At 45.0% G+C, this 13,170-nt stretch carries 9 protein-coding genes; 5 read left to right on the top strand and 4 right to left on the bottom strand.

Annotated elements, in window-relative coordinates; translation table 11 throughout:
* Window positions 1-126: 126 nt before the first annotated feature.
* The 3 genes from R7M72_RS05395 to R7M72_RS05385 all read right to left on the bottom strand — a co-directional run bounded on the left by R7M72_RS05395 (window position 127) and on the right by R7M72_RS05385 (window position 5,195).
* Entirely contained in the window at window positions 127-834 is a 708-nt protein-coding gene (locus R7M72_RS05395; protein WP_005392153.1) for a delta-1-pyrroline-5-carboxylate dehydrogenase, read from the bottom strand.
* Window positions 835-845: 11 nt separating this feature from the next.
* On the bottom strand, window positions 846-3,977 hold the full coding sequence (gene putA / locus R7M72_RS05390) for a bifunctional proline dehydrogenase/L-glutamate gamma-semialdehyde dehydrogenase PutA (RefSeq protein WP_318056088.1): 3,132 nt from the start codon (window positions 3,975-3,977) through the stop codon (window positions 846-848).
* Between the two features lie 405 nt (window positions 3,978-4,382).
* Entirely contained in the window at window positions 4,383-5,195 is an 813-nt protein-coding gene (locus R7M72_RS05385) for an AraC family transcriptional regulator (protein ID WP_025768702.1), read from the bottom strand.
* Window positions 5,196-6,167: 972 nt separating this feature from the next.
* Here R7M72_RS05385 and R7M72_RS05380 point away from each other — a divergent pair.
* The gene (locus R7M72_RS05380) at window positions 6,168-6,887 is read left to right on the top strand and encodes a PAS domain-containing protein (RefSeq protein ID WP_017820063.1); all 720 of its coding nucleotides are present in this window, start codon (window positions 6,168-6,170) and stop codon (window positions 6,885-6,887) included.
* Between the two features lie 73 nt (window positions 6,888-6,960).
* Here R7M72_RS05380 and pdxH read toward each other — a convergent pair whose 3' ends face one another.
* A complete protein-coding gene (gene pdxH, locus R7M72_RS05375) occupies window positions 6,961-7,596 on the bottom strand; it encodes a pyridoxamine 5'-phosphate oxidase (protein ID WP_005374570.1) in 636 nt (211 codons plus the stop codon).
* 115 nt (window positions 7,597-7,711) lie between these two features.
* Between pdxH and R7M72_RS05370 the strand changes: the two genes are divergently transcribed.
* The 4 genes from R7M72_RS05370 (at window position 7,712) to R7M72_RS05355 (ending at window position 13,165) form a co-directional block, all read left to right on the top strand.
* Window positions 7,712-9,586, top strand: coding sequence for an ATP-binding protein (locus R7M72_RS05370; protein WP_238764855.1), 1,875 nt, complete (start codon window positions 7,712-7,714; stop codon window positions 9,584-9,586).
* Entirely contained in the window at window positions 9,579-10,802 is a 1,224-nt protein-coding gene (locus R7M72_RS05365; protein ID WP_005383565.1) for a sigma-54-dependent transcriptional regulator, read from the top strand. Before R7M72_RS05370 ends, R7M72_RS05365 begins: the two co-directional genes overlap by 8 nt.
* 173 nt (window positions 10,803-10,975) lie before the next feature.
* Window positions 10,976-12,367, top strand: a complete 1,392-nt coding sequence (locus R7M72_RS05360; RefSeq protein ID WP_005374562.1) for an HlyD family type I secretion periplasmic adaptor subunit — start codon at window positions 10,976-10,978, stop codon at window positions 12,365-12,367.
* A gap of 114 nt (window positions 12,368-12,481) precedes the next feature.
* Window positions 12,482-13,165, top strand: coding sequence for a transglutaminase-like cysteine peptidase (locus tag R7M72_RS05355; RefSeq protein ID WP_005374561.1), 684 nt, complete (start codon window positions 12,482-12,484; stop codon window positions 13,163-13,165).
* Window positions 13,166-13,170 lie beyond the last annotated feature (5 nt).

Below are 13,170 nucleotides of genomic sequence, written 5' to 3'. Positions count from 1 at the left end.
TCGTTATAATTATTTCCTTCCTTGCCTGCCCTGATATTTTACCGTCTCAGCAATACATCAGAGTATAAAAAACCAATCTGGACCGGCTCTCAGTCCAGTTACTCCAGATTGGCATTACAAGTCAGGTTAGTGAGTTTCGTTCCCCAACTCGAGTAGAGTTGCGTTACCACCCACCGCGGTAATATTTATCGTTCGAGTGCGCTCAGTAATGAAGCGCAACGAGAGATGAGGATCATGAGCCAATTTCGGTGACTCTAAATCCGTTTCAGAAACTAAGCCGACGATTGCACCGTCACGCTTAGCTAGTTGAAGATTGAGCGCATGCTCAATCTGTGAACGCCCAACATAACCCACACTACGTACATCGCTCTCAAGCAACGGGGCAGACGCATCGTACGCAACAACCTGGACTAAGTTAGATGGGAAGTTTGCCAACGCTACAGCTTGCTTAACCAATTGGTTTAGCTCTGCATTGTCACTGCAAACGACCACACTGTTGCCTGCAATTAAGGCACAGGTGATCATCGCAAAAGCACTGTATAACGCATTATCAGCAGGCTCGATGTTGTTTTCACAAATCACCAAAGCCACACCGCGTCCTGCGGCATACAGTTCGTTAGTTTCCCCTGTAGGGCCAACTAACTGGTGAGTTTCTGCAAGAAGAGCTGATGCTTGTTGCAAGTGGTAAGAAACCACCTTGGCAACGGTAGACTGCTGCCCTTCTAGTGCAGATTTAAATGCCAGAACATGCTCGCATTTGTAATCAAAATCAGTCAGATTCCACTGCTCCCACGCAGAGAATGCATCTTTAAAATAGGTGATCTGATGAACCATAATGCGACTCCTTATGCGTTTTCTGCTTGAGCAAGAAGATGTTGAGTAAAGCGGAATAGGTAGTGTGGACCACCAGCTTTCGGGCCAGTACCCGACAAGCCTTGACCACCAAACGGCTGTACACCAACCACAGCGCCAACTTGGTCTCGGTTGATGTAGCAGTTACCTACTCGAGCATGTTTCTCAATCCAACGGTACGTGGTTTCGTTACGGCTATGGATACCCATCGTCAATCCAAAACCCGTTTTGTTGATCTGCGCAACCACGTTCGGTAATTCAGACGCTTTAAAGCGAACAATGTGCAAGATTGGACCAAATTGTTCTTCTTTCAGCACATCGATGCCCGAGATTTCAAACGCACTTGGTGAGACAAAGTCACCATGCTGGCACGATTCATCCAGCTGTAGCTGAGCGACTTTAGTCTGTGTTTTGCTCATTTGCTCAAGGTGAGCAAGGAGTTTTTGTTTTGCATTGCTGTCGATAACCGGACCAACATCCGTTTTGTGTAGGTAAGGTAAACCAACATACAGCTCATTCATCGCACCTTGAATCAGGTTGATCATACGGTCTGCTACATCTTCTTGTACAAATAGAACACGAAGGGCAGAACAACGCTGACCAGCAGATGCAAACGCCGAACGAATCACATCACGCACCACCTGCTCTGGCAATGCAGTACTGTCCACGATCATTGCGTTTTGACCACCTGTTTCCGCAATAAACGGAACCGGTTTCGCGCTGCGCTCCGCAAGCGTGACGTTAATGCGTTGCGCCGTTGCCGTTGAACCAGTGAATGCCACACCAGCAATAGCATCATGAGAAGTCAGTGCATGACCGATCTCAGCGCCGCGACCAGTAAGTAACTGAATCACACCAGCAGGGAAACCCGCATCAAGCATTAATTCAATAGCGCGAGCGGCAATTAAGCTTGTTTGCTCAGCAGGTTTTGCAACCACAGTGTTACCTGCAATCAGTGCTGCCGTTACCTGACCAAGGAAGATAGCCAACGGGAAGTTCCAAGGGCTGATACACACAAACACACCAAGACCTTCACGGCTAGAAATGCGTTTCACACCGTCAAAACCTTCTAGCTCAAATGGCTGTAGGTTTTGCGCTTGTTTCGCGTAATAACGACAGAAATCCACTGCTTCACGAACTTCATCAATGCTATCGTGAATCGTTTTACCCGCTTCTTTGTGACAAATCGCCACCAGCTCAGCCAGATTTTCTTCCATTAAGTCAGCAAGCTTTTCTAAACAAGCCGCTTTTTGCTCAACAGGAACACCTTTCCAATCAGAGAAAGCACTTTGCGCCGCATCAATTGCAGCGGAAACGTGATCAAGAGTTGCAAATGCCACTTTGCCGACTTCAATTCGGCGATCGTATGGTGCGGTGATGATCTCAGCCGCATTTTCCTTGATCATGCTTTCGGCAAAGCGTTCACCATTGATCATCGGGCCTGCAACCCACTGGTTGTCCATGAAGCTTTCGACCTGAGCTTCAAATGGCTTCGCTTCACTGTCGATGTCAATGTTGACGCCATATGAGTTCTTACGCTCAGGGAAAATATCGGCAGGCAATGGAATTTTGTCGTTGTGTAGCGTGTCAAAACCCGTCAACACATCCACAGGGTGATGGGTCAACTCATAAATCGGACAACGCGCATCAACTAGACGGTGTACAAACGAGCTGTTCGCACCATTTTCAAGCAGACGACGAACCAAGTACGGAAGAAGATCAGCATGGCTACCGACAGGAGCATAAATACGTACTGGCTGACCGTACATTTTCATAACATGGTTATACAGTGAATCACCCATACCATGCAGGCGCTGGAACTCGTATTCTTTGTGCTCCGCCATGACAGCAATTGCCGTAACCGTGTGAGCATTGTGGCTTGCAAATTGTGGGTAGATATTACCGCGAACACCTTCGCTAAGTAGGAAACGAGCACAAGCTAGGTATGCAACGTCCGTCGCTTCTTTGCGAGTGTATACTGGGTAATTTGCATAACCCGCTTGTTGAGACCACTTGATTTCGCTGTCCCAGTACGCGCCTTTAACCAAACGCAGAGGAATAACGTCACCTTGCTCTTTTGCGAGTGCATTTAGCCACACCAAGACTGGTAGCGCACGTTTTGAGTAGGCTTGAATAACCAAACCAAACTTGCCCCAACCTTTCACAAGATCGCTACGGTACACTTTCTCAAATAGCTTCAGAGAAAGCTCAAGGCGATCCGCTTCTTCTGCATCGATTGTGATTGCAACGTCGACTTCAATAGCACGTTTTAGTAGTTGCATTAGTGAGTCATACAACTCTGTCATTACACGTTCTTCATTTGCGACTTCGTAGCGCGGATGTAATGCAGAAAGCTTGATGGAAATCGAAGGCGCAGGGCTGGTGTCGTTACCGTAAGTCTCGCGACCCACCGCTTCGATCGCCATTAGGTAATCTTTGAAGTACTTGTTCGCGTCCGCTGTCGTTAACGCCGCCTCACCCAACATATCAAACGAGTAGGTGAAACCTTTGTCGCGCATTGGGCGACCGTTCTTCTGCGCTTCTTCGATCGTACGACCACGAACAAACTGGTGACCCATTATCTTCATTGCCTGATACATGGCTTTACGAATCACGGGCTCAGAGAATTTATTTACCAGACGGTTTACAGCCTGACCTGGGCTCTGGGTGCCTTGCTCACCAAGACCAACCACTTTACCTGTTAGCATAAGGCCCCATGTTGATGCGTTAACAAACACAGAGTCAGAGTTTTTCAGGTGAGATTTCCAGTCTGCGACACTCAACTTATCTTTAATCAAAGAATCTGCTGTCGCGGCATCTGGGATGCGCATTAATGCTTCTGCAAGACACATCAGCAAGATACCTTCTTGAGTATCTAAGCTGTATTCCAGCAATAAAGCATCAATCATCTGGATTGACTTCTTATCGGCACGAATGGCTTCGATAAGGTGGGTCGTTTGGGTAGTGATCGCCGATTTTTCATCCTCTGTCGGCGTCGCTAGTGGCAATAGTTGCTCTAGCCATTGAGACTCGTCCACCATATATAATGGCGAGATCAGTGACCACAACTTATCAAGCGGCTGCCCGATAAATTCCGGTGTCAACACGTTCGTAGCTGTAAACATGTGTGTTCCTCAATCTCACTCCTCGAAAACCGCTTCGAGGATTATCAATGGCTGGCAGTGTATTTTGAGGCCGATAAGAATACTTGTCAAAAACTACGACATTTTTGCCAAAAACTCGCTTTTATAACAAAACATCCACATAGTCACATTCAAATAGGTAATATTTTGTGTTGTAAATTTTAATTTTTTCATTGCATTCACAACAAAATATCAAGAATATCAATAAGATTTTTGTGAAGAGCTCGTTCTAAGAGAAAATGTAGGATCAAGTGGCATATCAACCACTGCAAAGAACAGAGAATTTAAAAAAACGAGAGATAGGTCACGTGAATAAAACATAAAAAAACCATGCATAGTGCATGGCTTTATTCTAATTGATGATTATTTGACCTAAAAAACGCGTTGTTATCCAACTTGTTTTTTATAACGGGAAGGTGATATTCCCTGTAAGCGAGTAAAAGTATGAGTAAAAGTACTCTGGCTTGAGAAGCCAGTAAACTCGGCAATTTGCCCTAAAGAAAGGTGACCTTGCTCGATTAATTCACGAGCCATGTCGATTCGCTTTCCGAGAACATATTGATGAGGAGTAATCCCCATCTGCTCTTTAAACAAGCAATGGAACTGACTTTCCCCAAGAAACACTCGCCCGGCCAATTGAGCCACACTAATCTTATGACTCAGGTGCTGCTCAATGTAACGATCAATCGCCTCCAAATCAAAGCGCGACTCTTTTCGACTGGTCTCAAATGCCGAGATATGGCGCTGCATTAACGCAATCACAGTGTCGTTACACGCACGACTTAACAGCAGGTCATCCGGATGGTTTCGCATTTCCTGAACCAACATCTGTATCAGCTTCTGAATTTGACTATCTAACTGGAAGTAGACATGGTCTCTCTCCAGGTTATTGATTTTTTGAAGCATTTCAGGATCATCATTTGTCGGTTTGGGCATATTCAGCACCAAAATATCCGATTGATTGATGACGCCACCGAAAGCATGATCAGAGCATGCGGTAACCACACAACCTTGACCAGGGCCGACAAGATTACCTCGCCCGCGCACTTCAAATTCGGCTTGCCCTTTTAAACCAATCACGATCTGCGTATAAGAATGATCGTGGCAATCCATATAAGACGGAAGTGTGATCAGCTCCGCCGGCTTTGGCAGCATAATCTCTTGATATGAAAGGATTTTTTGGTTATCTGAATCACTCATTTTAAACAGTCGTCTTTACACGGTCAGCTTACGTCTTCGCATCATATACCTTCTTTGTTGGGTTGCAACTTTTACCCAACTCAATCGACAAGATCAAATCAGCATGATCAAGTTCATTTACATGATCATAGTTCCGGAACGATGATCATGCGAGGTTAATTTACGGTCAGTGAGCAACCAATTTTATTAACAAAAACGGATAGATAGGCAACACCTTACGTATACATAATCAATCAATGTAAAGATCCTTATTACCGAACAATCCGTTATTTTGTAAAACATCGTGCTCCATATTAGATAGGTCGTCCCTGAAACGGATCGAAACCCACGCTTAAGCTCAACATAGAGGGATTTCCCCCCTTACTAATATGCCTCTGATTCAATACATTAGTTATCGAGCTTTAAGATGCATACGATCTAAAGCTCTCGGTATCTCATTGATACCTCTAACTTACTTAGCAGACCCTCGCTAGGTAATTTAGAACCTCTTCTACACGTCGACAAGATTATATCTTGTGTTGCCAGCCCGTCTTCAGGCTGGCTTTTTTTTCGCTTCTCAACAATGAAAACAATGGCATAAGCTGATATCATAGCTTTTGTCTCACTGTCCCTCTCATATGCTTAGGTGCTGCTCTTTCGCTCACAAGTGATATGAAAGTCAAACACATTACAACTGAGTTGTAGGAAGCATGATCAAGGACGATACGAGTTGTAAGCCGAACATTAGGCGGACATCCGTGAGCGCACATATCTGTAATGAAACAGACCATTTTCCCAATTAAACTCTTCGTTCCATTTCGTCGTTGTCTATGACTACCTGACGAAAACATCGAACACCATGAATTTAATTGGATTGAGCGCCAATCAACGAACGTGTTCTAGCAACGTAACTGCCTACTTGGCAACATCAATACGAGCCATGTAACACGGACGTCTCTGTATTGGTAAAAGCAGTATGTAGTGAGTCCTTTTGTGAATATTTCAGTCGATACCATAGAACAATCCCTCCTTAAACAGCTACCAGGTTGTTGGGGATGCAAAGATAAAGATTCGGTATTCCTATACGTAAACCAGGAATACGCAGAACTGTTAGGGCACACATCGCCCGAGGAGTGCTTGGGTAAAACTGATTTTGATATGGCCAGCCCAACCACTGAATGCGCGCAAGAATTTCAACGCCAAGATAAACACGTTCTCGAAACTGGCGAGTCACTAAAAATTCTGGATATCCACCCTTATCCAGATGGCCGCTGGCGAGCACATATATTTACTAAAACACCGTGGCGAGATGACAAAGGCGACATCGTAGGCACCATTTTCTACGGAAGGGAACTCACCGACACCGCCGTGATTGAAGTCGGGTATTGGGTTTGTCGTGCAATCAGTACCAACCCAAATCAACAATCCATCTTTCGTTTTTCTGACTTACAACCAAAACCAGAGAAGCTCACATGCCGCGAGCAAGAAACGCTTTTCCTCTTGCTCTATGGCAAAAAGCCTCAATTTATCTCTCAGGTCATGGGCATATCAACAAAAACCGTTGAAGGTCACGTCGCACGCTTACGTAATAAGTTTGCAGCGAACAGCAAGAACGAACTAATAGATAAAGCAATGGAAGCAGGCTACGGCTCTGTTGTACCCAAAACGCTGCTTAAGCATCAATTATCGGTTGTGTTGAATGGAGAGCGATAATTCGCATCGCTTCCACCTACAAAAACACCGCCCCAATTCGGCGGTGTTTGTTTATTCATGAGGGACCATAAGCCTATGGCGCTAAACGATCAATGTCCCAACTTCCATCATGCTGGGAGAAAAGAAAACGATCGTGAAGGCGATGTTCGCCACCTTGCCAAAATTCGATGCTCTTTGGTTTTACGCGAAAGCCACCCCAAAAGGTTGGTACTGGTATTTCACCCTTAGCAAACTTCTGTTTTAGCTCTAAAAACTTACCTTCCAACACACCTCTGGCAGAAATACGGCTACTTTGTTTGCTCGCGATTGCGGCCAACTGGCTCTCTTTAGGACGAGAAGTAAAGTATTTCATATTCTCTACGGCGGTAAGCTTTTCAGCCACACCAGTAATATGAACTTGGCGCTCTAACGGGTGCCAAGGGAAGTGCAAACTAATATTGCTGTTATGCTCTAGCTGCTGGGCCTTGCGACTGCCTAGGTTGGTGTAAAACACAAAACCATCTTTGTCGACGTTTTTCAATAGAACAATGCGTTGAAACGGCATGCCATTTTCATCAACCGTTGCAACTGTCATCGCAGTCGGGTCCGTTAAACCCGCTTCAACTGCTTGCTCTAGCCACAGATTAAATTGATCAATAGGATCAGCTTTCAAATCTTTACGACGCAGCCCACCTTTGGTGTACTCACGACGAATATCAGCAAGTTCCATCTTTACTCCTTCACTCGTTTTTGTCGATTGTGCTCCCGATACTGAGGAAATACAAGGACATCATTGTGCTTGTTATCGTTGCCGCTCACAGCATCACAGTGCGTCATTTGATACCATGACACAAAAAACCAGTGAGCCGATCGTGAACTTACTCAACCCCAAAGCCCTACGTCATTTTTTACTGCTACTGTGTGCCGTCGGCATTTCAGGGCTTGCGCTTACTCATCATTACGCAACTCAATACCAACATGATCAATGGCAACAAAAGCTAGAGAGACAAGCCGCGCAAGAGTCACAAGAAGTGGACTACGAACTGGCAAAGTTTGAACAGATACCAAACCTATTAAGTCACGACCCAAGACTACTCAAAGCAGTCGAGCGCGGAACGCCCTCTCAAGAGCTCAACCTACTGTTATCAGATTGGTTGAAGCAAAGTTTGGCCGATACGATTTACGTTCATGACCGTACCGGGTTAGTCATAGCCTCAAGTAACTTTCAGCAAGAAGATACGTTTGTTGGCTCTAGCTTTAGCTATCGCCCCTATTTTAAAAATGCGCGACGCGGTGAGCCCGCTCAATACGTTGGATTAGGCGTACGCTCGAATAAACGTGGGTACTTCTTCTCATCTCCGCTGTGGGTAAATGAGGAAGTCGTTGGCGTGATCACAGTAAAAGTGAATTTGGAGCAATTAGAACAGCGCCTTTCGCAAACCACGACTGACGTACTCATTACAGATAAACACAATGTCGTGTTTATGAGCAATTTACCAGACTGGCGCTATCGTGCACTTTTCCCACTGTCATCGAGTGCAATAAATGAACTTACCGAAACGCGTCAATATGGCGATACCTTACCCGAATATTTTGGTGAGTTAACGGCACACAGTGGTGTCACGGAGTTTGATGACAATCAATTGCTTCTATCACCGAATTACCTCGCATACGCAACACACTTATTGGATAAAGGGTTTCGCGTCGTTGCCTTAATTAACCACAACAGCGTTCTTGCCGCCGTTTTACAGGCCGATATCGTCTTCCTGATCTTATATGCGCTCATTGCTCTAATTGCGTTAGCGTGGTTCCAAACCCTAGTTAACAAAGCGCGCCTTGCTCATCTCAATGTGAGCCTAGAAGAAAAAGTAGTGCAACGGACACTAGTTCTGAGTGAAGCCAACCAAAAACTACAACAGACCATCCGCCAATATGAGCAAAGCCAACAAGAGCTTAAACAAACACAACAAGAACTGACGCAAGCCGCGAAATTGGCATTGTTGGGCGAGCTATCAGCCAGTATTAATCATGAGATAAATCAGCCACTTTCCGCACTAAGAACCTATACCGAAAACTCGCAGCGTTTGTTGGCAATGGAAAAATACCCAATGGTCGCCGACAATTTGGGCAAAATGCTGACACTTAATGACACCATTTCGGAAGTCATTGCCCGCTTAAAAGTCTTTACTCGGAAAGCCACGCACGATTCACACAATGAAATCTCAGTACTGCACGACGCGGTACATACTGCCACCAGCATTTTGAGCAACAAGCTTATTAAGCAAGGAGTAACACTAAAAGTTCCGGCCATCGACTATGATGTGAAGCTGGCCATTCACAGCGTTGAATTAGAACAAGTGCTGATCAATCTCTTCCACAACGCGGCACAAGCGATGGAAAACCACTGTATCGATCCGCAAATATCCATTGCTGTTCAGTGTCATGATGACAGTTGCGACATTCTTGTTTCCGATAACGGGCCAGGGATGTCAGACGAAGCCCTAGCAAAAGTGTTCGACCCATTTTTTACGACTAAGCCGGAGGGTCTTGGATTAGGTTTAACAATCTCCAAGCGGATTATAGAGAGCTATCACGGCTCCCTCTGTGCCTATAAACATCAGAACACAGAACAACAAGCAGGAGGGATGACCTTTATCGTGACGCTACCAATAGTCAATCAGAATAAACGTACCCCAGAAGTGGAAAACGACCATGAATAACCCAGTTTTCTTTGTTGATGACGAACCACACATTCGTGATGCCGTGTCTCAAGCCCTGCTGATTGAAGGGATAGACGTCACCTGCTTACCAAACGCAGTAGAAGCCTTACGCGTAATCGACTCAAATACACCTGCGATTATCATTACCGATATCCATATGCCCGTGATGGATGGCTTGGAGTTTATGCGAACTTTGCGAAGCAAAAACGATCACTTTCAATTCATCGTACTTACTGGACATGGAGATGTGAAAACCGCGGTAGATGCGATGAAAAGCGGCGCGTACGACTTTCTAGAAAAACCGTTTTCAACGGAACAGCTCATGAAATCGCTCAACAATGCCAGCGATAAACTGAACTTGTTGCAAGAAAACATCTGGCTTAAGAAAGAGCTCGACATGCAAACTCATGTTGGTCCGAAAATGATTGGTCATAGTAAGGCCATGGTTAGTATTCGTCGCGCCTTGATCAGTGCGCCTACAAGCCAGCCGCTCATTTTTGTAGGTCAAGATGGTACGGGTCGGCGACTCGCTGCACAATTTGCCCACGACATACATGCAACACCAGATAGTGAGCTAATCGCCGCTTCTGGTGAAGACCTCTATGAGCTTTCATTAGAAGCGCTCGACAAAGCCATACACCGCTTAAGTGAAGGAAAACGCCACTGCAGTTTGTACTTACATAGCGCAGAGCATGTATCATTTGAACAATGGGAATACTTGTTCAAGCACCCGAAACTTGAACGTGTTTTTGGCGCGACCACCCAAGCCGAGCCACCTCTAAAATCCCTGGCGACTCTAATTCACTTACCGACGCTCGATGAAAGAAAGGAAGATATAGGGCCTTTATACAAGCACTTTGTGCGCCACACAGCGAGCCGATATCAGTTACAGCCGCCACATATCAGCCTAGAAGAGGTCAAACACCTCACCAGTCTCGAATGGCCAGAAAACGTTAAGCAGCTACGCCAATTTGCTGAACTTCGTGCCCTCAAGCCAGATACTTTTAGAATGGAAGATTGGAACAGTGAGAAAAGTCTTGAAATTCAGAGTATGACTCAGCGCACAGAATACTTTGAATATTGCTTGTTATTCGATGCATTGCAAAGACATCGCGGCAGACTCAAAGAGGTTCAACTAGAATTACAGGTATCACGCAAAACCTTGTACGACAAACTAAAAAAACATCAGTTGGATAAAGCCAAGTTCAAGGCGTAATAGCTATACTCCGGCGCTAATTATGCTTTTGTTTGATTTAGAAAGTGTAAGAAAGCTCATTTGAAGAGAGAATAACCCTCTTCTCATATTTTATTAGCCGAGCATGCTGACATGATCGGTTAATAATAATAAGATCAAAAAGATAATCCGTAATTATATAAGCAGGGACTGTGATGAGCCGAGATAACTACAACAAACTCAACGATGAAGAGTTGGATTTTGTTGATGACAAAACTGCAGCATTGCTCCTCAATACCCCCAACAGCGCGCGTTTTATGCTCTGGGTTATGGTGCTATTTTTCATTGCAGCAATAGGTTGGGCATCTTGGGCTGAAATCGACAAAGTCACGGTTGGTCAAGGCAAAGTGATTCCCTCCTCACAGATACAAGTAGTCCAAAACTTAGAAGGTGGCTTAGTCAAAGAAATCTTGGTCAAAGAAGGTCAGTTGGTTGAAAAAGGCCAACAGTTACTGCTTATCGACGACACCCGCTTTCGCTCGGATTTTCGTGAACGTGAGCAACAAGTTGCCAACCTTACCGCATCTGTGCTGCAACTATCCGCTTCTATTAACAGTGTTGCCGTTAATCGTGATTTTGAAACGGAAAACTGGCGTCAAAGTGTACTACTTGATTACGGTAAACTGACCTTCCCACCAACCTTGGAAGAGACTCGACCTCAACTCACACAGCGTCAAAAAGCAGAATATCGCGAAGATCTAGATAATTTACGCAACCAACTTTCTGTTATTGACCAACAAGTGCAGCAAAAGCAGCAGGACTTGGTAGAGATCCAAGCACGAGTAAGGAACTTGCGTCAAAGCTACCAATACGCGAAAAAAGAACTCGATATCACCAAACCTTTGGCAGACGAGGGCGTTGTTCCTCGTATTGAACTGCTCAAATTACAGCGCCAAGTCAACGATACCCGTCGTGAAATGACGTCCAGTGAGCTCAAGATTCCCGTATTGCAATCAGCGATTCGAGAATCCATGCTCAACCGTATTGATGTTGCACTCAAATTCCGCTCTGAACAGCAAGAGAAACTCAACAGCGCCCAAGACCAGTTATCTGCCTTGGTTGAATCAGCGGTGGGCTTGGAAGATAGAGTAAACCGAACGGTTGTGAATTCGCCAGTAACAGGCAAAATCAAAACACTGAACATCAATACTGTCGGTGGTGTTATCCAACCTGGTATGGATATCGTCGAGATCGTACCAACAGAAGACACACTATTGGTAGAGGCGAAAATTGCGCCAAAAGACATCGCATTTTTACGCCCAGATCTTCATGCTATCGTGAAGTTTACAGCTTACGACTTCACAAAGTACGGCGGTTTAGAGGGTGAGTTGGAACATATCAGCGCGGATACCACTCAAGATGAAGAAGGCAACAGCTTCTACATTGTTCGTGTACGCACCGAAAAAACAAACTTTGGTCAAGATGCAGATTTACCAATCATTCCAGGAATGACAGCATCGGTCGATATCATCACAGGGAAGCGAACCGTTTTGGAGTATCTACTTAAGCCTATCTTAAGTGCCAAAACTAACGCCTTGAAGGAGTAAACCACATTAAGATACTCGCGATAGGGAGTATTGAGCGATAAGTGATTAAATAAAAAGCACTTATTTCTCACTGACGAACTCTCTAGAAGAGTATACTTGTGATACGAGTCGAATATGCGATCCAATTTGCAGCGTAAAGTTACATTATTAATCAGCTTAAGTTGTTTGTCGTTCCAACTTGGTGCGCTGAACAGTAAAGAACAACGATGGGTCAATACGGTCACAGCGGTGTACGGCGAACGTGCGGGATTGCGCGTAAATACATGGCGAAAGAACCTCGACTTATTTAAACAATTAGAGACTCATGAACAGCTCGCTGGCGTTAACGACTTTTTTAATCAGCTGTATTTCGTTGACGACATAAAACTGTGGGGAAAGACAGATTATTGGGCTACGCCACTCGAATTTTTAGGGAGTAACGCAGGAGACTGTGAAGATTTCACTATTGCTAAGTACTTCTCTTTACTCGAGCTAGGAATACCAGATTCAAAGATGCGGTTAATATACGTAAAAGCCATCGAACTGAATCAGTTTCACATGGTATTAGCTTACTACCCTACCCCAAGTTCTGAGCCGCTCATTCTCGATAATATCAATCCTGACATTGTCCGAGCCTCTAAGCGTAGCGACTTGCTACCGATATACAGTTTTAATGGTACAAACCTGTGGTTGATGAAGTCATCTGCTAGCACTGGAGAGCTGGCAGGGAAAGCATCACGGTTGAGCCTTTGGAATGACTTACGCTCGCGCGAACGTAAGTTGCAGTTAAATAAACCTAAAATTAACTATGACGAGTGAGAAAC

Origin of the sequence: Vibrio sp. YT-18 (genome assembly GCF_033337345.1) — a bacterium.
Taxonomy (GTDB): domain Bacteria; phylum Pseudomonadota; class Gammaproteobacteria; order Enterobacterales; family Vibrionaceae; genus Vibrio; species Vibrio alginolyticus.
Note: the sequence above shows the minus strand (reverse complement) of the source record. Positions and strands in the feature narration are given on the sequence as shown.